17 protein-coding genes are annotated in these 20,421 nt (G+C 47.4%); 13 read left to right on the forward strand and 4 right to left on the reverse strand.

The window, feature by feature from the left end; genetic code table 11:
• Nucleotides 1-30: 30 nt before the first annotated feature.
• The 7 genes from ptsP to ABD014_RS04755 all read left to right on the forward strand — a co-directional run bounded on the left by ptsP (nt 31) and on the right by ABD014_RS04755 (nt 8,192).
• Nucleotides 31-1,755, forward strand: a complete 1,725-nt coding sequence (gene ptsP, locus ABD014_RS04725) for a phosphoenolpyruvate--protein phosphotransferase (RefSeq protein WP_343858083.1) — start codon at nt 31-33, stop codon at nt 1,753-1,755.
• Between the two features lie 2 nt (nt 1,756-1,757).
• Entirely contained in the window at nt 1,758-2,021 is a 264-nt protein-coding gene (locus ABD014_RS04730) for an HPr family phosphocarrier protein (RefSeq protein ID WP_343858085.1), read from the forward strand.
• 445 nt (nt 2,022-2,466) lie between these two features.
• Complete coding sequence (locus tag ABD014_RS04735; protein ID WP_343858341.1) at nt 2,467-3,867, forward strand: amino acid ABC transporter substrate-binding protein/permease; 1,401 nt, start codon at nt 2,467-2,469, stop codon at nt 3,865-3,867.
• Nucleotides 3,860-4,588 carry an amino acid ABC transporter ATP-binding protein gene (locus ABD014_RS04740; protein ID WP_343858088.1) on the forward strand — a complete coding sequence of 243 codons (729 nt, stop codon included), beginning with the start codon at nt 3,860-3,862 and terminating at the stop codon, nt 4,586-4,588. The genes ABD014_RS04735 and ABD014_RS04740 overlap by 8 nt, the downstream gene beginning before the upstream one ends.
• Before the next feature lie 203 nt (nt 4,589-4,791).
• Complete coding sequence (locus tag ABD014_RS04745; protein ID WP_343858090.1) at nt 4,792-5,730, forward strand: VanW family protein; 939 nt, start codon at nt 4,792-4,794, stop codon at nt 5,728-5,730.
• 163 nt (nt 5,731-5,893) lie between these two features.
• A complete protein-coding gene (locus ABD014_RS04750) occupies nt 5,894-7,870 on the forward strand; it encodes a methyl-accepting chemotaxis protein (protein WP_343858093.1) in 1,977 nt (658 codons plus the stop codon).
• 73 nt (nt 7,871-7,943) lie between these two features.
• The gene (locus ABD014_RS04755; RefSeq protein ID WP_343858095.1) at nt 7,944-8,192 is read left to right on the forward strand and encodes a hypothetical protein; all 249 of its coding nucleotides are present in this window, start codon (nt 7,944-7,946) and stop codon (nt 8,190-8,192) included.
• Between the two features lie 77 nt (nt 8,193-8,269).
• Here the strand turns inward: ABD014_RS04755 and ABD014_RS04760 are convergent, their stop codons facing one another.
• Complete coding sequence (locus ABD014_RS04760) at nt 8,270-9,133, reverse strand: CYTH domain-containing protein (RefSeq protein WP_343858343.1); 864 nt, start codon at nt 9,131-9,133, stop codon at nt 8,270-8,272.
• A gap of 139 nt (nt 9,134-9,272) precedes the next feature.
• Nucleotides 9,273-10,175 (reverse strand): LysR family transcriptional regulator, encoded by a 903-nt coding sequence (locus ABD014_RS04765; protein WP_343858346.1) that lies wholly within the window; start codon nt 10,173-10,175, stop codon nt 9,273-9,275.
• 202 nt (nt 10,176-10,377) lie between these two features.
• On the opposite strand from ABD014_RS04765, the gene ABD014_RS04770 reads away from it, so the two are divergent.
• From ABD014_RS04770 to ABD014_RS04785, 4 genes are read left to right on the forward strand one after another with little or no spacing between them, the layout of a single operon-like run.
• On the forward strand, nt 10,378-11,349 hold the full coding sequence (locus ABD014_RS04770; protein ID WP_343858097.1) for an ABC transporter ATP-binding protein: 972 nt from the start codon (nt 10,378-10,380) through the stop codon (nt 11,347-11,349).
• Between the two features lie 37 nt (nt 11,350-11,386).
• Nucleotides 11,387-12,448, forward strand: coding sequence for an ABC transporter substrate-binding protein (locus tag ABD014_RS04775; RefSeq protein ID WP_379341099.1), 1,062 nt, complete (start codon nt 11,387-11,389; stop codon nt 12,446-12,448).
• A 1-nt stretch (nt 12,449) separates the two neighbouring features.
• Entirely contained in the window at nt 12,450-14,129 is a 1,680-nt protein-coding gene (locus ABD014_RS04780) for an ABC transporter permease (RefSeq protein WP_343858102.1), read from the forward strand.
• A complete protein-coding gene (locus tag ABD014_RS04785; RefSeq protein ID WP_343858105.1) occupies nt 14,129-15,439 on the forward strand; it encodes an MBL fold metallo-hydrolase in 1,311 nt (436 codons plus the stop codon). The genes ABD014_RS04780 and ABD014_RS04785 overlap by 1 nt, the downstream gene beginning before the upstream one ends.
• A gap of 1 nt (nt 15,440) precedes the next feature.
• Here ABD014_RS04785 and ABD014_RS04790 read toward each other — a convergent pair whose 3' ends face one another.
• Nucleotides 15,441-16,736 carry an MDR family MFS transporter gene (locus ABD014_RS04790; RefSeq protein ID WP_343858107.1) on the reverse strand — a complete coding sequence of 432 codons (1,296 nt, stop codon included), beginning with the start codon at nt 16,734-16,736 and terminating at the stop codon, nt 15,441-15,443.
• Complete coding sequence (locus ABD014_RS04795) at nt 16,733-17,659, reverse strand: ArsR/SmtB family transcription factor (protein WP_343858109.1); 927 nt, start codon at nt 17,657-17,659, stop codon at nt 16,733-16,735. The genes ABD014_RS04790 and ABD014_RS04795 overlap by 4 nt, the downstream gene beginning before the upstream one ends.
• Before the next feature lie 289 nt (nt 17,660-17,948).
• Here ABD014_RS04795 and ABD014_RS04800 point away from each other — a divergent pair, with 289 nt between their 5' ends.
• Both ABD014_RS04800 and ABD014_RS04805 read left to right on the forward strand, forming a co-directional pair.
• Entirely contained in the window at nt 17,949-19,307 is a 1,359-nt protein-coding gene (locus tag ABD014_RS04800) for a glycosyltransferase family 2 protein (RefSeq protein WP_343858113.1), read from the forward strand.
• Nucleotides 19,308-19,320: 13 nt separating this feature from the next.
• Nucleotides 19,321-20,421, forward strand: coding sequence for an acyltransferase (locus tag ABD014_RS04805; protein ID WP_343858116.1), 1,101 nt, complete (start codon nt 19,321-19,323; stop codon nt 20,419-20,421).

Raw genomic sequence — 20,421 nt, forward strand, 5'->3', positions numbered from 1 at the left:
AGTTTGGCTTCTATAATAGGAGGGATTGGAATGAGCCATTTACTGACTGGCGTACCTGCTTCACCAGGGATTGCTATCGCGAAGGCTTACCGGCTGGAAATGGAAGAATCCATACCACAGCGTGAAGAGATTGAAGACAGAGCTGCCGAGATGCGGCGTCTAAAGAAAGCGATTGAATCAGCAAAGGTCGATATCGATCGGATCAGGGAGCAGACCCTGGAACGGTTAGGGCCGCAAAAGGCAGAAATATTCGAAGCGCATCTATTTCTACTGGATGATCCGGAATTGACCGATGCGGCATTGGCTCGAATTGATAGAGAGGGCGTCTGTGCGGAATTTGCCTTGTATGAAGTGGCAGCAGCGATTATGGACGCGCTGCGCTCAATGGACAATGAAATGCTGCGCGAACGGGCAGCGGATGTCGGGGATATTACGAGACGAGTGATCAACAAGCTGGAGGGACGTGCGCATCATATGTTCTCCGAGCTGAATGACGAGGTCATTCTATTTGCCAAGGACTTAACCCCATCGGATACGGCCCAACTGAATATGGATTATATACGCGGCTTTGTTACGGAAATCGGCAGCCGTACATCTCATTCTGCCATCATGGCTCGTTCCTTGGAGCTTGCAGCTGTAGTTGGCGCGGGAAGCGATGCGTCACAAATCAGAACAGGCGACACCGTTATTTTGGATGCGACGAGTGGCGAAATTATTGTGAATCCCTCGCGTAGCCAGATGGAAGATTACTCCGAACGCAAGCGTAAATATGAAGATGATGTATTGCGAATGAAAAGCTATGTGGATCGCCCCTCGGTGACTGCGGATGAAGTACACGTGGAATTAGCGGGGAATATCGGCGGGATCGAGGATCTGGAGAAGGTTTTGGACAATGGTGCTGATGGGATTGGATTGTTCCGCACAGAGTTCTTGTATATGGGACGTTCAACATTCCCTTCGGAGGAGGAGCAGTATTCCGTCTATAAGCATGTACTGGAGAAAATGAACGGCAAACGGGTGGTCATCCGAACTCTCGACATCGGGGGAGACAAGGAGCTAACTTACATGCAGCTGCCGCAAGAAATGAATCCGTTCCTTGGCCTCCGGGCTATCCGTCTATGTCTGGATCGGGAGGATCTGTTCCGTACGCAGCTAAGAGCACTACTCAGAGCTAGTGCGCATGGGAAGCTGGCTATTATGTTCCCGATGATCTCCCTATTGAGTGAGCTGCGTGAAGCGAAGCGAATCTTGAACGAAGAACGGATTCGTCTGGAGCAAGAAGGAGTTATGGTTGCAAGCGATCTTGAGGTTGGCATGATGATCGAGACTCCGGCTGCTGCCCTTGCTGCGGATCTATTAGCAGAGGAAGTGGACTTCTTCAGCATTGGAACTAATGATCTGATTCAATATACGATGGCTGCGGACCGGATGAACGAATCCGTCTCCTACTTATACCAACCGCATCATCCAGTGATCCTCCGTATGGTACAGCTTGTCATTCAAGCTGCGGATCGTCACGGTAAATGGGCGGGGATGTGTGGGGAAATGGCGGGGGATGCATCAGCTATTCCACTGCTGCTTGGTCTTGGTCTGCATGAGTTCAGCATGAGCGCATCATCCGTGCTTCCGGCGCGGGAACTGCTGTCACGGTTGTCCAGGCAGGAATGGTCACGGCTTGCGGCAGAAGCGCTGAACATGAGCAGTCAACAAGAGGTGCTTGATTTCGTAAATAACCAGCTGAGGAGTGAAGCATAACGATGATATCGCAAGTATTTACCGTCATACACCCGCAAGGATTTCATGCGCGACCATCCAAATCTTTCGCCGAGAAGGCCCATGCATTCCCTTGTCAGGTGACTCTATATAAAGGCGATAAGCAAGCTAATGGGAAAAGTCCGCTCGGTCTGCTGACGCTTGGAATCTCAGCCGGGGATGAGATTAGACTTGAGGTCGAAGGCGAGCAAGAAGCGCAGGCTTTCCAGGAGCTTGGCCGTATGTTAACGCAAATTTACGAGGAATAGAAATGATCCTTAGGACCATCCAGCTGTGGTAAATCCATAGCCAGGATGGTTTTGCTGTTTAGTGCATATTATCATCCTGCTGAGCTTAGACTTTTATTAACTTAACGCTGGGAGCATTACACAAATTTGTGAAATGGTGAATGGGGAGAAGTGGTTATTAGAGCTATAAAAAACTTTGATCACAAGTCGTTTTGCGTGTGCGAAAGTTAATGAAAACAGCGCAGTGACGGGGTTTTCCATGCTCGAATATAAAGTAGCTCATACCCCATTGGTTGAAATTGTATTTTCAGGATCGATATATTTTTTGTTAAAATAACTTATCTGATGGTAGGAAACCTGCCATGAGGAAACGATGAAGAGGAGAAATTTCGGGCGTGGACTGAAGAGGGGAGAACATATGAAATCTAAAAAGCTCGCATTGTTTACCATAACACTGCTGCTCTTCATGCTGACCGGCTTGTCTGGCTGGACAGGAGGAGTCGCGGCAGAGCCGAATTCTGGCAAAACTTATGTGATCGGTACAGACATTACGTTTGCACCGTTTGAATTTCAGGATGTGAACGGCAAATTCGTCGGCATTGACATGGATCTATTAGAGGCAATTGCCCGGGATCAAAACTTCAAGTATGAAGTGAAGCCGCTCGGCTTCAATGCGGCTGTTCAGGCGCTGGAATCAGGACAGGTTGATGGTGTCATCGCAGGGATGAGTATTACCGATGAGCGAAAGCAGAAATTCAATCTATCTGAACCGTATTATGATTCCGGGGTAGTTATGGGGATTAAAGAGAATAATGACAGCATCAAAAGCTACGAGGATCTGAAAGGGAATAAGGTTGCAGTCAAGACAGGGACTGAAGGCTATCGGTTCGCAGAATCCATCGCTGCGGAATATGGCTTCAGGATCGTGCCGTTTGATGAATCCTCACAGATGTATGACGATGTGAAGACGGGTAATTCTGTAGCTTGCTTCGACGATTATCCGGTCCTAAGATACGGAGTGGAACAGAACAATGGACTGAAAATCGTAACCGAGATGGAAAAGGGCGGTTCCTATGGTTTTGCCGTGAACAAGGGCAAGAATCAGGAGCTTATGGATAAGTTCAATACGGGTCTCGCTAATCTTAAGACCAGTGGTGAGTATAAGACGATACTAGGGAAGTATCTCGGCGAGGATGGCTCCGCACCGATAAGTCAAAGCCGCTGGGGGCTGATTCAGGAATCGCTGCCAGCGCTGCTTAAAGGTCTAGGCAAGACGTTACTGTATACGATCGTCTCGCTGTTCTTCGCTTTTATCCTGGGACTTATTTTCGGATTTATGAAGGTCAGTCGAAATCGCTTCTTGCGTGGCGTAGCTACCGTATTCGTCGATTTGTTCCGCGGCATTCCGCTGATCGTTCTAGCATTCTTCATTTACTTCGGAATCCCACAAGCGCTTGGCTTCACGATGCCGCTGTTCTTGGCGGCGATTCTGACGCTCAGTCTGAATGCAGGCGCTTATGTGACAGAAATTATCCGCGGGGGTATCCAGTCTGTTGACCGTGGACAGATGGAAGCAGCTCGTTCGCTCGGTCTTCCTTACCGCAAGGCAATGATGAAGATTATTATTCCGCAGGCGATTCGTGTAATGATTCCAGCATTTATTAACCAGCTTGTGATTACACTCAAAGATACTTCGATTCTGTCTGCGATCGGTCTTGTCGAGTTGACGCAATCCGGTAAGATCATTATTGCAAGAACGTTCGCTTCGTTTGATATCTGGCTGGTGGTCGCTATTATGTATCTGGTGGTTATCACCGTTCTAACGAAAATTTCTGGCAATCTGGAAGGGAGGGTACGCCGTGGGTAAGATTCGTGTCGAAGGCTTGAAGAAAAGCTATGGCGCCAATCAGGTGCTGAAAGGAATCGATATGCAGGTTCAAGAAGGGGAAGTCGTCTGCTTGATCGGGCCTTCCGGTTCGGGGAAGAGTACCTTTCTTCGTTGCATTAACCGATTGGAGGAAATTACGGCAGGACGGGTCATCGTTGATGATCAAGACATCAATGATCCGAAGACAGATATCAATAAAGCCCGCGAAAATATCGGTATGGTGTTCCAGCACTTCAACCTGTTTCCACATTTCAGTGTGCTGAAGAACATTATGTTCGCTCCAATGGAGTTAGGGAAGATGGATGCAGCGAAAGCACGTGATACCGCGCTACGCTTGTTGGAAAGGGTCGGGCTGTCGGATAAAGCCGATGTCTACCCCAATCAGCTGTCGGGGGGGCAGAAGCAGCGCGTAGCGATCGCCCGTGCGCTGGCGATGAATCCGGATGTCATGCTGTTTGATGAGCCTACCTCGGCACTTGACCCAGAGATGGTCGGTGAAGTGCTCGGTGTCATGAAGGATCTGGCACGCGAAGGTATGACGATGGTTATCGTTACGCATGAGATGGGCTTTGCCCGTGAAGTAGCTGACCGGGTTGTATTCATGGACGGCGGCTATATCGTTGAAGAAGGTCCACCGGAAGAAGTGTTCGGCAATCCGAAGAACGAACGTACAATCAGCTTCCTGGAGAAGGTTCTGTAATAACCGAATCCCCTCGAAGTGAACAAGTGCTATAACAAGGCATTTATTCACTTGAAGGGGATTTTTGTTTGATTTAACGATACAGTCGGATAGGCCTAGCTGAGCTGGTGCATACAGCCAAATTGAATGAATCGCTGGAAATCCAATCATACTATCAGGATGAATGTGAATTCCCTCAAGAATAATTAGAAAGAGTGATTTATTTGAAATGGACATCAGTATCATATCTGCTTCTCTTGCTGCTCCAGAGCCCTGAAGCTGTTCAGCAGCAGGATGAGTTAACGGTAACTCACGAAGGGAAACCAATCTCAAGCCTGACACGGGAGGCGCATCGTTTACCAGTATTTCCTCTTCTCGATATGAGCCGATATGAACGATGGATGGATGAGTTAGATCGGATTACATATAAGGAAGCAACTAACGCGCGTATTAACAGTTCGGGAAAGATCGATCCGGAGCAGAATGGCTATAAGCTGAACAGGAAAGAATTTTTGAAGGCTTACTATGAATATATGTATAGCAGCGGTTCTACTACGATCGAGGTTCCGACCTATCCAGTCTATCCGCGAGTAGATACGGAACTGCTTGCTTCGCTGCGTTCTAAGCAGATTGGCTATTATGTAACCTATTACAACTCTGGTAATGCAGATCGTTCTCATAATATCGCCTTGGCGGCCAAAGCGATTGACGGTACGGTTGTATTTCCCGGAGAGACCTTTTCCTTCAATCAGGTAGTTGGAATTCGTACGACCGACAAAGGATACAAACGTGCTGGAGTTATCGTAAGAGGGGAAATGTCAGAGGGCGTGGGAGGCGGGATCTGTCAGGTATCCTCGACACTATTTAACGCCGTTGACCGGGCGGGATTGAAGGTTGTTCAACGCTATTCCCACAGTCGTCATGTGTCATATGTTCCTCCCGGCAGAGATGCGACGGTAAGCTGGGGAGGTCCTGACTTTGTATTTGATAATGAATACAACCAACCCGTTCTAATCCGTGCATTCGCCGGAGGCGGAAACATGGTTGTGAACATTTTCTCATCCGATGTCATTGAATATTCCCCTAGAAAGATTCCAAGCATGTCCAATCGACTTCCCGAAGAAATTAAAGATATCCGTATGGAACCGGTATCAGGAAGATAACAACAAAATGGTCAAAAATGTCGATGAACTTATAGAAAAAGACATGTTATACATAGTTAAATTATGCTAATATTTTGTGGAACGTTATTACGTCATTGCTGACATATTTCTACATAATCAGTAATGGTTTTGTAACGCTGACATTCACAGGGGGGGATTCATCATGTTTAAAAGGTTACAGACCAAGCTTATTCTCATTTTCGCTTTATTGCTCATTGTAGCTATGGTTACCTCACAATTTATAACCGGTTATGAAATGAGTGATAGCTTCAAGAAAGAATTGGATTCAATTGGCACTGAAGAAGCGGTGTCGCTTACACAGATAACGGATTTGCGTATTGATAATTTCGCCAAGGATATTTTACAATTCAGCGAACAGGATGAGATTAGAGATATTCTAATGAATAAAGGCACGCTTACTTCGTCCATGACAAATGAAATGAAATCCTATACGAAGAATAACCCGGAGGTATCTGCTATTTATATGGCGGACTCCAAAAAGAATATGTATGATCCTGAGGATAATGTATACGAGTCAACCTATGACCCACAGTCTAGGCTGTGGTACAAGCTGGCCAATGAAAATAAAGATCATGTACAGATTAGCCAGCCTTACGTGGATATGATAACCAACAAAATGAAAGTTGCGATCTCTAAAGCGATTGTAGAGAATAATAAGGTTCTGGGCGTCATTGCCCTTGATTTGGATCTTGAGCATATTACGAATCAAATTAATGAGACCAATGTTGGATACAATGGCTACGGATTCATTCTGGATTCAGCTGGAGATCCGGTAGTATTGCCGAATTCAGACGGCAAGAATCAAATGGACAAGCCATATGTAGCAGAAATGTACAAAAAGGATGAAGGGAAGCTTCAGTACACGGATGAGGGAACGAAGAAGATTACATATTATACGACCTCAGATCTGACGGGCTGGAAGATCGGTGCTGTATATAAAGAGAAAGAGTTGCTGACGCTCGTTAATCAGATCCAGCAGACGAATTTAATCATTACGCTAATCGCCATCATCGTAGCTAGCATTATCGTTTATTTTGTTGCTAGATTCTTTACGAAGCCAATTACTCAGTTAACGAACCGGGTACAATTAATGGCCGAAGGCGATCTGACTGTACAAGGCGATGTCAAATCCAAAGATGAGATCGGGCAATTAACCAGTCATTTCAATCTAATGGCGCAAAAAATGCGCGAGGTTATATCTCGGGTTGTGGACTCTTCTGAGAAGTTGTCGGATTCGGCTGTAAGTCTTAGCGCGGTGTCTGAGGAGACGAAAGCAACCAGTGAAGAGATTGCTCATGCGATGACAGATGTGGCCAGGGGCTCGATGGAAGGTGCGACCAACATAGAGAATATGCAGCGCGTTACTATGGATCTGGATTCGCAGTTCACGTTAATTCAAGAGACGATGGATGAAATGCAGCATAATTCCAATAAGACGCAGGAGGCAAGCGTTGACGGCAGAGATAAGCTGGTCGTCCTCCAGACGCGTTCAGATGAATCCTTCCAGGAGATCCAATCTATTGAGCAGGTATTAAGCATTCTTGTTGAGAAAATTAATGATATCAAAGAAGTGGCTGCTACGATGAATGGCATTTCCGGACAGACGAATCTGCTGGCCCTGAACGCCTCAATCGAGGCTGCAAGAGCTGGGGAGGCTGGCAAGGGCTTCTCGGTGGTTGCTTCGGAAATTCGCAAACTGGCTGAGAAATCTGCCGAACATGCCGATCAAATTCGCGACACCATTGTAGGTATTGTTGAAAAGGCAGAAAATGCAACTGAGGCGATGACCAAGACAAAGAAAATTACGCTGGAACAAAATGCAGCGGTTAAAGATACAGAGACAGCTTTTATGACGATTCAGGAATTGATGCATCAAGTCATTCAGTCTATCAATCAAATGTCTGGTGAAATGAAGAAAACAGTGACATTAAAGGATGATGTAGTACAGTCGATCGAGAGTCTGTCCGCGATTTCAGAGGAATCGGCTGCTGCTGCGGAGGAAGTCAGCGCTTCAACGCAGGATCAATTGAAGGCGATCGATACGGTCTCGCAAGCAGCAGAAGACTTAAGTCAATCCAGCAGCGAATTAGAGCAATTGGTTAAGAAATTTACGATTTAGGGAATTAACCCTTGAGGGATACCACGGCAGTCCAGGCTTAATCGGAACAGGAATGCTGTTAGGCGGGCTGGGCATGATTACGAATTGGAAGGGGATCTTGCTTGCTCTGGCGGGGGGACTCATTATGATACAACCATTACGTAAGCTGCTGCCAAAAGGAACCTTAACTGCGAGAAAAGGATTGCCAGCGACAATTGCTTCAAGAGGCTTGTTTGTAGCCTTGGCCTTATCGCTTCAATTGTTGTTCATTCTCGTGAGCTTGACAGTATCTTTTCGAATACACCAGACTCCACTAGATAACCGGGAAGTATTGAAAATGTAAAACCATTGAAAAGCCCGCAGTTGACGGCGATAGGCCGTTCTGCGGGCTTGCGCACAATATTATTAGATAACTACTGCTTAATAGCGTTCCAGTACCAGATTCGTCTTCAAGGAATCGGCAGGTACGAGCCAGCCTTTGTTATTCAGCAGATTCATCAGGTTGGTGCGTTTGGAGGCTGCCGTCTGGTAGTCATCAGTCTTGAAGGAGATTTCCACAACATACTCCGTTCCGCTGCCGTTCGAGCCGATAATCGGCCACACCTCAATATCCGTCTCCAGTCCTTCGAATGTGCCGCTGTATCTGCTTACAAGAATCGGACCATGCGCGTAGGCTTGCAGCAACTTGGCCGTTCCCCAACCTGGCGCATTCGTCTTATCAAGCTTGCCAGGAATCTTGCTTACCAGCAAATTGAGCGCCTCAGATTCATTAGGCAAATTCAACCCTTTGGAGGTCGATTCTTCTTTATCGTTCGAGAAGCTCAGCGTCTGTTTGCCGTAGCCCCAATTCACCTCAGCCTCGTAATTCGTGTCCGCCGCGCTGAAGCCGTCGAGGTTAGCCTGGGTCAAGGCAGCGTTGATATCTCCGTTCACCACGGCATAGCGTTTCTTATACGTCAATTCGTATTTCTTCTTATCCTCCTTTTTGCGGAAGCGTACATTCCAGCCTGAATCATTCAATGACAGATCCGTTGTATCGAAATATTCCACGAGCATCCGTGCTGCAGGCTCATTAATCTGAAAAGCCTCTTTAACCTCATTCTTTAGTGTAAAGTCCTGCTTCAATACCGTGTCATTGCTTAGCAGAAATTTGACTTCATAGGTTGGGACTGCGTTGGCTGCGGCATCTACCTTCGTCGGGGACTGCCAGCCTGTAGCTAGCATTACCGCGGCCAATGCTGCAATCATAAAGGATTTGCCCATCTTGGTCTTGTTCAATTTCATCATTTCAGCTCCTTTGAATAGTAATATGGAAATCTATGGTTCGATATCTACTCTAAGGCTGAAGTGTCAATTTCAGATCAAATTAACGGCTGATTCCGATCAAAAATTACAAGATTTATTCTTGGTTACCCAAGAGAGGCTATTGGACAGAACGGCTCCATTCTTGGAGAAGCTCAATGAACCGGCTGCTTGTTACAGACATATAGCGGTCCTGATTAGTAATCGCATATACTTGGCGTTCTGCAGGGAGACCGGGGATCGGCCATATCCGCAGCAAGCCACGGTCAGCCTCGGATTGAACGGCCATTCTGGAAATGAAAGAGATGTGCTCACCAAGCATAACCGCCTGTTTGATCGCTTCCAGAGAATCGAGGTCCAGTCTGGAGAAGGGGCTAATTCCATGCTGTTCCAGCCATTGATCCGTTATTCGCCGAGTGCTTGATGCCCTGCCATGTAGCACGAACGAAGAGGCGGCGATCAGTTCCGGGGTCCATTCTTCAGATGCGGCGAAGGGATGAGCAGGGGAACAGGCCAGCACTAGCTCGTCCATGCACAGAGCATAAGCTTTTAATGGGTTCTCATGGAAGGAGCCGGTGGAAATAATGCCGATATCGATTTGATGCGAGTGCAGCATCTGAGTGATGGCCGGAGCCGTCTTGACGGATAGAGAGATATGGATGCCCGGATAGGCTTTGGCGAATTTATCAAGCAGCTTGGGCAAGATATATGTCGCAGGTACGTAGCTGGCCCCAATCGACAGCGTTCCTTGCCGCAGGGTATCAAAGTCTTTGACGACCCGCTGGGCTTCCGCAGCGAGTGCATTGATTTTAGTTGCGTAATGAAGCAGGGCATAGCCGGCATCCGTTAAAATAATTCGCCCCATGCGAGCATCGAATAACTTTACGCCGAAGTCGCGCTCCAGATTTTTCATATGAAAGGTGACAGTAGGCTGCTTGAGCCCAAGCAGGTCGGCAACGGTGGTGATCTTATGGTGCTTCTCCAGCAGTTCTATAATCTCCAGCTTTAATAAATTAAGGTTCATCATCTGTCATTCCCGCCTTTATAGTCTAAGATTCTCTCCCTATAGATTTAATCTATGAATATAAACGCAGTTCATTGAAATAATTAATTTTCATTTTACATAACTCTAATACTCCCTTTGATTCCCGCAGGTAGACTAACTTATGTAGGAACGTAAGAGCAAGAAAACGTACCAAATGCGAACAAGGAAGGGAAATCATCAGATGGATTTGAACATAAGCGGTCTCGGCAAGAGCTTCGGCAGCAATGTCGCGCTGCATCCCACCGATCTGAGCATCCGTCAGGGGAAGTTCACAACGCTGCTTGGACCATCGGGCTGCGGCAAGACTACGCTGCTGCGCTTAATCGCCGGGCTGGAACAGCCGGATACGGGCAGCATCCGCTTCGGCGAGGATATTCTGTACGGCGCTGGAAAGGAAGTGCCGCCTCATCGACGCGGCTTCGGGATGGTGTTCCAGGACTTCGCTCTCTGGCCCCATATGACTGTCTTTGAGAATGTAGCTTTCGGGCTCCGAGCGACCGGGCGCAAAGACGGGATTCAGGGCAGGGTGATGGAGGCGCTGGACAAGGTCAAGCTCAGTGGAATGGAGCAGCGATATCCTCATCAGCTGTCAGGCGGTCAGCAGCAGCGGGTGGCATTCGCAAGAGCCGTGGCAACCCGGCCGAAGCTGGTGCTGTTCGATGAGCCGTTGAGTGCGCTTGATGCCGTACTGCGGGATGAGATGCGTCTGGAGATGATGTACTTGGTCCGCGAAATGGGACTTACCGCTCTCTATGTAACGCATGATCAGATTGAGGCCATGTCCATGTCCGATCAAGTGATTGTCATGCAGGGTGGGCGAGTACTGCAGCAAGGTTCGCCTGAGGAGATTTACAATCTGCCCAAGCATTCGTTTGTCGCTAGGTTCATTGGGAAGTCGAACTGGTTGGCTGACGGGCAGTCGATGTTCAGACCGGAGCATATCCGCTTTGAGCCGGGCAGCGAACAAGAGGTTCAGTCCTACAACACCGTCGTAACTCAGGTAAGTTATGTTGGGGATCGTTATGAGGTCCGATTGAAGACGAATGAAGCGGCCGAGTCATGGCTGGCCCACTATCCAGAGCGACTAGGTGAAGGGACAGAACTGACCATCTATGTACCACAGAGATACATTCACTGCTTGAATAAAAACTAATCAAAATTTAGGTAAAATGATTAAAGGGGAAATGATCATGTTCAATTTAACACGTAATGCATGGAAAAAAGGAAGTACGCTCGTTCTATCATTAGCACTTGGCGCCGCATTAGCCGGCTGCGGAAGCGGCAATGCCAGCCAGAATACAGCAGCTCCGGCTAGCGCTGAGAATAAGCCGGCGCAAGCTGCGGACAAGATTCTTACGGTATATACGGCAGGTCCGGAAGGACTAGCGAATAAGCTGATCGAAGAATTCCAGACGCAGTCTGGGGTAAAGGTGGAGATGTTCCAAGGCACCACCGGTAAAATTCTGGCCCGTCTAGAAGCAGAGAAAGCCAATCCGGTAGCTGATGTCGTCATTCTTGCTTCGCTGCCGTCAGCACAAGGTCTGAAGAACGAAGGTTTGACGCTTGCTTACCCAGAAGCCAAAAATGCCGATAAGCTGAACAAGGATTGGTCCGATTCGGAAGGTCATTACTTCAGCACAAGCGCATCGGCGCTCGGCATTGCTTATAATACGAAGCTGGTAACGACACCGCCAACATCGTGGAGCGATCTGGCCAAGCCGGAGTTCAAGGACCAGGTTAATATTCCCGATCCATCGCTGTCCGGATCTGCGCTGGACTTCATTACAGGTTATCTTAGCGATAAAGGCGAGAGCGGATGGTCTCTGTTCGAGCAGTACAAAGCGAATGGCGTAGCGATGGCTGGCGCCAACCAAGAAGCGCTTGATCCGGTCATTACTGGTGCAAAGAGCGTTGTAGTAAGTGCGGTAGATTACATGACTTATAAAGCGAAGGCCAAGGGCGAGCCGATCGATATTGTCTATCCGCAGGAAGGAACGGTTATCAGTCCTCGTCCTGCAGCCATTCTTAAGTCTACCAAGCATGAAGAGAATGCGAAGGCATTTATTGATTATCTGCTCTCTGATTCAGCACAGAAGCTAGTGTCCGATGCAGCATTGCTGCCAGGACGTACAGATGTTAAGGCCGAGAACCGCGCTAACTTAGACGAAATTCCGCTGCTTACGACAGATTGGGCATGGATGGGCGAGCATGGTCCGGTAGTAACTGATCAATTCACGAAGCTGTTCAAATAATATGAATAATACGGTACTACAGCGTCAATTCAAAATTTGGTCGATGGTGCTTGCGCTTCTGGTTCTTGGTCTTCTCATTGTTGTACCTTTGGCCGAAATTTTCATTCAAAGCGTGTATCAGGATAGGGAGCTGACGTGGTCAGCTCCGTTCCGTACACTGGCAAATTCCGATATGATGACGGTGATGCTATCCTCAATCTGGCTGGGCGTATGCGTCATTCTGGGGACGACCGTGCTTGCGCTGCCGCTCGCCTGGGTTATGGTCAATACTCGACTGGGGCAACTTCGCTGGTTAGAGATCGTATTTCTGATTCCCTTCATGACACCGCCTTACATCGGTTCGATGGGCTGGATTCTGTTCATGCAGAAGAACGGCTATCTGGAGCAGCTTGCTCCTGGGCTCGCCGGGCTAGGCCAGTCCTTCTTCTCCTTTGGAGGAATGGTCGCGATTATGAGTCTTCATCTGTATCCCTTCCTGTACTTGCTGCTGCGCGGTGCGCTGGAGCGGATCGGCGGGAATATGGAGGAAGCGGCAGCCGTAATGGGTGCGCCGTTCTTGTATCGCTTCCGCCGCGTGATTGCTCCGCTGCTGCTATCGGCGTTCGGAATGGGAGCCATGCTTGTCTTCGTTAAGACGATTGCTGAATTCGGTACGCCCGTTACGTTCGGCAAACGCATAGGCTACCAAGTGATGACCTCGGAAATTCATAAATATATCTCTAGCTGGCCCATCGATTTCGGCAAGGCGACCTCATTGGCATCTGTACTGCTAACGACTTGTCTGCTGGTCTGGTATGCGCAATCTTTGTTGAACCGCAAATATACTTATGGTCTGGTTGGGGGAAAAGGTGTACGTCACTCCTCGATGAACAGCGGCCGCTGGCTGCAATGGGCAGGAGGAATCTACACGGTTCTGCTTCTGCTCATATCTGTGGGCATCCCGTATTTCTCCATTATCGCGGCTTCTACGATGAAGCTGCGCGGAGTTGGGCTCGCCTGGAACAATTTTACGATCGATTTCTACAAAGAGCTTCTGGGCTGGAATTCACCCAGCATGAAGGCTTTGATGAATAGTTTATGGTTGTCTTTGGCTGCTTCTACGATTGCTGTGGTGCTCGGCACCTGGTTTGCTGTAGCAATCGGGCGATCCAAATCTCGTCTACAGCAGGCGATTGATCTGTTCAGCCTGCTGCCGAATACGGTACCGGGAATTGTTCTGGTCGTAGGATTGATTCTGCTCTGGAATGCCCCGTGGATGCCGATCCCGCTATATAACACCTATGGTATAGTTATCCTCACCTATGTTGTATTATTTGTTCCTTATACGGTGCAGTACGTCAAGAGCGCCTTCACCCAAATCGACCCTTCGCTATTCCAGGCGGGCCAAGTGTTTGGCGGAAAGCCGGGATATATATTCCGCAGAGTGCTGCTGCCGCTTATCATTCCGGGGATGCTGGCCGGATGGATGATGACCTTTACCATTGCTTCGCGCGAGCTTGTTGGTTCTCTGCTGATCTTGCCTCCGTCCGTGCAGACCTCGGCGACGTATATTTACGCCCAGTTCGAGCAGGGGCAAGTATCGCTTGGCATGGCGATGGCCGTGGTCTCGGTGGGAGTAACGACGATTCTGCTTATGCTGCTGGAAGTCCTCGGCTCCCGGAAGAAGTGGAATACTGCCTAATGGAACTGAAAATATGGGGTGGAGCCGGCGAGCATGGCCGTTCTTGTTATGTGCTAACAGGAGAACAGCATCGGATCATGCTCGATTGCGGTGTCAAGAAGGTGGGAACAGGACAATACCCCTTGCTTGATGTCAATCTGATTCCTAAGCTGACGGCCGTATTTCTGTCGCATGCCCATGAGGATCATTCTATGGCCCTGCCGCTTCTATACAAGCACGGTTATCAAGGAGAAATCTGGACGACAAAGCCAACGGTATCTCAGTTGGAGCTATATTTTGCAAATTGGGCTAAATATGTAGCTGGCCGGGACGGGGAATTGCCCTATGGGCCCAAACACATCTCCGCCCTCCGATTTCGCATTCTGGAGGAAGAGGCCTTGGCAGGACAATGGCTGGATCTGGACGATGGATTGACATTGCAGTGGGGGCGGAGCGGCCATATGCTCGGTTCTGTCTGGTTCCGAATTCAAATGGAGGGACAGCAGCTGTTCTTCTCTGGAGATTTCAGCCGGGAATCTGCTCTGCTGGCAGCTGATGATCCAGGTAAGCTACTTCCTGAAAGCTCTACTGCTTCTACATCGTCTATGTCAGAGACGGTCTTATCCATTATGGACAATGCGTACGGAATGGATGAAGAATCCCAGGAGCAGAAGCTGAATGCACTTCGACAATTTATGCTCGAAGCGCTAGGGCGAGGCGGGCATGTCCTGCTGCCGGTTCCCGCATTTGGACGGGGACAGGAGCTGCTGGTGTGGGTGTTAAGAACATTCCCCGATCAGCCAATCCTGCTGGAGCGGGCGATCCATGAAGGGCTGCGTCAGATGGCCGAGTGGGAGGCATGGCTGAAGCCGGGGAGCCTTCATTCGATAGTGGAAGCGATGAATGCACCGCATGTATATGTACCAGGAAACCAGGAGGAACGGCTGCAATTACTGGAGGGAGGGGAGCCATTCATCATCTTCACAACCGATGGCATGATGGAATCACCCCGTGCCCGCTGGTATGCGGAACGTCTCTCATTATCAACCAATCACGCAATCGTCATTACGGGTCATGCAAGTGAAGGTACGTTTGCCCGGCGGCTGCTGAAGGGGGAGACTGAGGAGACATTTTGCGAGACGGTGCAGATGGGCTATAAGATCCACCAAGGTCTGGACGATGTCCGCTATATGCTGCAGGAGATCCCCAGCCATCACACGGTATTGGTCCATGCCCCCAAGCCCGAGACGGACCGGGTCATTGTCCGCCTGGCCAGGGAAGGGTATTCAGGCTTGCTGTCCTTGCAGGCGGGATCCATATTGCGATTATGATTTACATTAATCCTTCGTCAGACGTTATGCCTGACGGGGGGTTTTTGACGTCTCTTGTTGGTCTATCCGGAGAGTTGATCTCAGTCATTATAATAGACTGTGCTCTTCTGTGATACTTTTGTCGGCCCGCAAAGAAGAAATATATACTTAGCAGGGAGACCGAGGCCATAAAGAGAAACATTATCGTTCCATTAAATAATGATAAGAGTACACCCCCAAACCACGGACCTAGGAAATTCCCGAACTCACTCAAGCTCTGAGCCCCGTAATACGTTCCTCTTAATTCATTAGGAGTGATCTCGTCCACCTGAGCATATTCAGCCGGTATGACAAGAATTTCACCTAGCGTGAAAATGAACATAGATACGATAAAACCTGACCAGTTCTGTGAAACTGCAAAACCAATCTCTCCACAGGCAAATAAAATACACCCCGTGATCATTCTTTGCAACAGACTATACCGTTCTGACCAGCGGCTCAAGGGTAGTTGAAAGATAAGCACAGTAATTCCATTCAGACTCATCATCACGGCGAACAGCGCAACACCGTCCATGATATGGTCCTTGAGATATTGAGAAAGCGTAACTGACATTTGGCCGTAAACCGTCGTTAACAAGATGCCTCCGAGTATAAAAAACAATAGAGGTACATCGCTGCGCAAAACCTGCCATATAAGGGCGGGACGAATGCTATCTTCCCGATTAGCCTTCACCTCTGCAACGCCACTGGATCTTAACAGGAATATTAAAGACAGCGCGTAGCCTAGATAGATGAAAGAAGTCAATACAAAGGCAATCCTATTGCCGCCGATGCCAAGCAGCGCGCCGATGACAGGACCGGCGGCAAACCCTAGATTCCCTGCAAAATAGCGGGTGGAGAACATCCGGAATCTCTTTGTTTCTGGGGTCAAATCTGCCATCAATGCCTTGGATATCGTTCCAAAGAAGGCTTGACTGACTCCTCTTACAATACTGAAGCAGACTAATAAACCAAGTTCCGAAGTAGACACAAATCCTAAGAAAGCGGCGCAGAGTCCGAGTAATGATATAATCAACAGCTTGTTCCTGCCGATGAAATCTGACAATACACCACCAACTAAACCGCAGAAGGTGCCGGCTAAGGAACCTAGGCCAATAATTAAGCCAATTTGCGAAGGGCTTAATTCCTTAACGCTGCTGAGGTAAATCGCTAAGAAAGGCAAACTCATTGAGCTCGTTAAAGAGATCAAGACAGTTCCAAATATTAAGCTATGAACGATGGGATGATAATCATTTAAATATGCCTTCAATTTTTTCATTTAGGGAATTCCTCTTGCAGATCGAACAGAGTTCTAAAGTCATCTGAAAATTTCGAGATAAAGCTCTCTCTTAAGCTGTAATATGCAGGAGTCGAGCTGCCTATAAGATGGCTTCGAATGACTCCTTCACGCCTTAAATGGGCGATATGATGATGAATGGTGCTCTTGGCCAGACCGAAATGCTTATGCAAATCGATGAGTGTCCGCGGCTGCTCTGCCACATACAGCAAAATATTCAGCCTCGTCTCATCGCCAAGGCATTGCAATGCACCCAGCATTTCTTGAGCCGGGCTAACCGCTAACAGTTTTTTTATAGGATATAAGCAAGTTGCAATACCATGGAAGAAATCCAGGATCGTCATGGGGGAGCAGTGATATTGGGGAATTAAAATAACCCGTTCCAGCTGCTCCGAGTTCTCTATCCTGAGCCCGTTGGTAGCCTCTTCAATGAGGTCGATAGGCAGATAGGAGTTGACCTTACTTTGTTTGTTTTCAGCATTTTGTTCCAATAAGGCAAGGAGGGCAGGGTCAAACTTTTGGAAATAATGTTCGTTCCATAGATACAGAATCTCGACGGTCTTATCGCGAATCAAACCCAAATCGGTCGAAATCGTATCCACCCAGGGAGCCAGCCTCTCATAAATATCGCCTGCCGATAGTCCTTCAAACCAGTTTAGGAAAGCAGCGACGCTTCCTTTGTTCTCGCATTGCGATACCAGCAACACGATCCGGTGTAATACCTCCCATCTCTCATCCTCTAATTTGCTCAGTACATGAGGCGGCAATTGCTCTTTGGTTTCTTTGACCCAGTTGTTTTTCAGATCAATAGTCTTCATTTTCTGATTGTAGATAAAAGTGTACAAGCTTATGATCAGCTCATATGCCGGACTGGATTCTATGTGTATAGAATAGTTATTATTCATTCGATCACCATCTAACGTTTTTTAAGAATTATACAACAAGTTGTTCTTAAAAGAAAGATGGTTGTATTTGCACAAGTGATAGATATTTACCCCCATAATTGGACAAATTTATCCCTAATAATACATAAAAAGATAAAAATTAACTTATATAGGAAATATAATCCAAGATTGCGAATAGGCATGAAAATGGCCTATGTATTCGTTTTCTTGCGGTTTTAGGCGGTTTTACTACAGGACGAAGATTAAGCTAGTCTTAGATTAGAGATAGAAAGAGAGGAGGAGCCCTACTTTGTCATACCTGTTTTATGTAACAGCAGCTGTATTTCTCATTTTTCAAGCTCTATATACGATTATTCCCCTTGTCTGCAGTAAGGTAAAAGGGCTAAATCCCGAGCTTGTGGAGAAATCGATAGCGGTGCTCGTTCCGGCCTATAACGAGGAGCTAACGATTAAAAATTGTCTGGATGCGATGGCCGGCCTGAATTATAGCAACCATGAGATCATCATCATTAACGATGGGTCCAAGGATGAGACTCTCTCCAGATTGGACGAACTGCTTCAGCTCGAACCTGACTGCCGAGCCCCCGGAAATCAGTTAGCCTACAAGCCGATTATAGGCGTGTACCGCTCGGTCTATTACCCCCATATCCTTGTTATCGACAAGCAGAATGGCGGCAAAGCTGACTCTCTGAATGCAGGGATTGATTACGCTGCATCTGAGATCGTCATTACATTAGATGCCGACAGCATGCTAGAAACTGACGCATTGAAATACGTCAATCAATACTTCTATAACAGCGATATTATTGCCCTCGGAGGCACCGTCAAAATTGTGCAAGGTGCGGAGAAGCGGGACGGAGCTATTGTTGAGAAGTTCAGAGGATCGGGGCTGATCAAGAGTCAGATCATCAATTATACACACGGTTTCTATGTACGTAAGCTAACGCAATCCTTCTTTAATTCCATTGTCGTCATATCCGGCGCTTTCGGCGCATTTTACAAGGATGTTCTGGTTCAGGTCAACGGATTTCGCAGCACGGTTGGCGAAGATATCGATATTACTTTGAAAATTCACGAGTATTTAAAGGCCAATAGCTTAAGGAAGAAGCTGGTATATGCGCCGGAGGCGGTCTGTTATACCGAATGCCCAGAGAATTTGCCCAACTTCTACAAGCAGCGCATCCGCTGGCAGAAGGCGTTCATCGATTGCATTCTGATCTATTGGTCACGGCTATCTAGCCGTTTTCGCGTAGGGGTGAATCTGTTCTTTGCTATTGACGGCTTCCTGCTTGGTACCTTTTCGGCATTTATGCTGCTCGTCTATATCATGCAGATGATATTCTTTGCTGACGGCAACCTGATCCACGCGTTGACTTTCTTCCTGATCACCGTGGCGATCAATGCGCTGCAGATAGCGATTTCATTAGTCCTCTGCAAGAAATACGGCAGCAGCTATAAGATTCAAGACTATATTAGGATGTTCCTTTTTAGTCAACTGGATCTGCTCACTTATCGGAATCTGCTGTTTTATATTAATATTGTTGGAACGTTCAAGTATTTTGATAATGATGAAGGCTGGGGGTTCGTGGAGAGAAAAGGCGTAGCAGCCATCAGTCAAAATATCGCATCTGGATCGCATTCAGGATAGAAGGGGGACTCCTATGAACACAGCTATAGCCAATAAACGAATCATATACGTAGATTGCTTGAGAATTCTATCGATTATTGCTGTCATTGCCCTGCATTACACGGCGGAAATATTGACCACATCAAATAACTTTAATACGCCTTCCTGGTGGATCAGTAATTTTTTCAACTCCATATCGCGGTTTGCTGTTCCTGTATTTTTTATGATTAGTGGAGCTATGATCTTGCGGACAGAGGTTCATTCTTATAAGGCTTTTTTTAAGAAGAGGATTGTACCATTGCTAATCTCACTGGTTAGTTGGTCGCTAATCTACGGGTTGTACAACCAATACGTGATTTTGAACAGCAATATGAATGGCTTCGAATTTTTTCTCGATTTTGGCTATCGTCTGCTGACAGATCGTAATTATGTGCATCTTTGGTTCCTTTATGCGATCATCGCCATTTATTTAACGGTTCCTCTGCTCAGCAAATTCATCAAAGCCTGTAGTGAGAAGGATCTGAGATATTATTTGACCTTATGGTTTGTTATAAGCATCGGGGGTCGCTTGCTGTACGATATCGTAGAACGGCTGACAGGCACAGGGATAAATATACCGCTCTTAAACATTCCGTTCTTTACGGGATATCTCGGTTATTTTATATTAGGCTATTATTTATATCATTTTGATCTGCCCGCAAGAATGAAAAATATATTGTTCAATCTAGGCTTCCTCTCGTTTTTTATTGCCCCTGTTGCGACTTATTTTGTGTCCGTATACAGAGGTGTGCTTGACGAAATGTTCTATGGCAACTATTCTATCACTACTTTTTTCATGGCTGTCGGCATGTTCATTTATTTCCAAGCTAAAGAGGAGACGCTGAGCGCAAAAGTGAATCATAAAGTACAAATACTGATCGGATCTGTCTCCAAAGCTAGCTTCAGCGTATATCTGATTCATCTGCTGATCGAGTTGATGGTGTCGGGCAGAACGGCGTTTGAGGCCTCGGTACTGGAGGCGACTCTGGGCCTTCTAACGAATATTTCCTTAATCCTTATGATCAGTTATGTCACCGTCAAGATTTTGAATTTGAATAAGGCAACGACCTATATTCTATTTGGCGGAAGAGGGTGA

The organism is Paenibacillus motobuensis (genome assembly GCF_039521865.1).
GTDB lineage: Bacteria > Bacillota > Bacilli > Paenibacillales > Paenibacillaceae > Fontibacillus > Fontibacillus motobuensis.

What these genes read in the sequence shown, in the direction of transcription:
- ptsP (WP_343858083.1), top strand. Translation starts at nt 31, where the DNA reads ATGAGCCATTTACTGACTGGCGTACCTGCTTCACCAGGGATTGCTATC.
- ABD014_RS04730 (WP_343858085.1), top strand. Translation starts at nt 1,758, where the DNA reads ATGATATCGCAAGTATTTACCGTCATACACCCGCAAGGATTTCATGCG.
- ABD014_RS04735 (WP_343858341.1), top strand. Translation starts at nt 2,467, where the DNA reads ATGCTGACCGGCTTGTCTGGCTGGACAGGAGGAGTCGCGGCAGAGCCG.
- ABD014_RS04750 (WP_343858093.1), top strand. Translation starts at nt 5,894, where the DNA reads ATGTTTAAAAGGTTACAGACCAAGCTTATTCTCATTTTCGCTTTATTG.
- ABD014_RS04755 (WP_343858095.1), top strand. Translation starts at nt 7,944, where the DNA reads ATGATTACGAATTGGAAGGGGATCTTGCTTGCTCTGGCGGGGGGACTC.
- ABD014_RS04760 (WP_343858343.1), bottom strand. Translation starts at nt 9,133, where the DNA reads ATGAAATTGAACAAGACCAAGATGGGCAAATCCTTTATGATTGCAGCA.
- ABD014_RS04765 (WP_343858346.1), bottom strand. Translation starts at nt 10,175, where the DNA reads ATGAACCTTAATTTATTAAAGCTGGAGATTATAGAACTGCTGGAGAAG.
- ABD014_RS04770 (WP_343858097.1), top strand. Translation starts at nt 10,378, where the DNA reads ATGGATTTGAACATAAGCGGTCTCGGCAAGAGCTTCGGCAGCAATGTC.
- ABD014_RS04775 (WP_379341099.1), top strand. Translation starts at nt 11,387, where the DNA reads ATGTTCAATTTAACACGTAATGCATGGAAAAAAGGAAGTACGCTCGTT.
- ABD014_RS04780 (WP_343858102.1), top strand. Translation starts at nt 12,450, where the DNA reads ATGAATAATACGGTACTACAGCGTCAATTCAAAATTTGGTCGATGGTG.
- ABD014_RS04785 (WP_343858105.1), top strand. Translation starts at nt 14,129, where the DNA reads ATGGAACTGAAAATATGGGGTGGAGCCGGCGAGCATGGCCGTTCTTGT.
- ABD014_RS04790 (WP_343858107.1), bottom strand. Translation starts at nt 16,736, where the DNA reads ATGAAAAAATTGAAGGCATATTTAAATGATTATCATCCCATCGTTCAT.
- ABD014_RS04795 (WP_343858109.1), bottom strand. Translation starts at nt 17,659, where the DNA reads ATGAATAATAACTATTCTATACACATAGAATCCAGTCCGGCATATGAG.
- ABD014_RS04805 (WP_343858116.1), top strand. Translation starts at nt 19,321, where the DNA reads ATGAACACAGCTATAGCCAATAAACGAATCATATACGTAGATTGCTTG.